Origin of the sequence: Streptomyces sp. SID3343 (assembly GCF_009865215.1) — a bacterium.
Lineage (GTDB): Bacteria > Actinomycetota > Actinomycetes > Streptomycetales > Streptomycetaceae > Embleya.
In genome coordinates this window covers 1-519 of sequence record NZ_WWJX01001020.1, presented here as the reverse complement: position 1 = coordinate 519, position 519 = coordinate 1, and the positions used below count along the sequence as shown (strand labels likewise).

Genomic DNA, 519 nt, shown 5'->3' with positions numbered 1-519 from the left:
GCTCGGCGTCGACCTCGTGCCCGCCGCCGTCGCCAGGGCCCTCGCGGCCGGCGCGACCGCGCTGTGCCGCTCGGTGTTCGCCCCGCTGCCGGGGGAGGGCCGCTGGGCGATGGCACTGCTCGCCGACGGCAACATCGGCATCGGCGGCGACCCGGGCCGCCTCCTCGACCGCACCCACGCCCTGCTCACCGCCACCGGCCTAGCAATCGTCGAGACCGACCCGCACGACGTGCACGAACGCTTCGCGGCCCGGGTCGAGGACGACCAAGGCGCCCACGGCAGCCCCTTCCGCTGGGCCAGAATCGGCACCCGATCACTCACCGCCCTCGCCCCCGCCCACGGCTTCACCGTCACCGAGGCCTGGACCACGACCGACCGCTCCTTCGCGACCCTGACGAAGACCACGGCGCACCCGAGCGCACCGACCGTCTCCAACGCCACCGTGTCGCCCGGCCGGCGCCCGTGACCGACGTCCGACCCCCCGGGCCCGGCCGGGACCGGCCCGCCCGGCGATCGCGC

At 76.9% G+C, this 519-nt stretch carries 1 pseudogene; it reads left to right on the top strand.

The window, feature by feature from the left end:
• Positions 1-466 (top strand): annotated as a pseudogene (locus GT354_RS31895) (SAM-dependent methyltransferase); the annotation flags it as partial.
• Between the last annotated feature and the right edge of the window lie 53 nt (positions 467-519).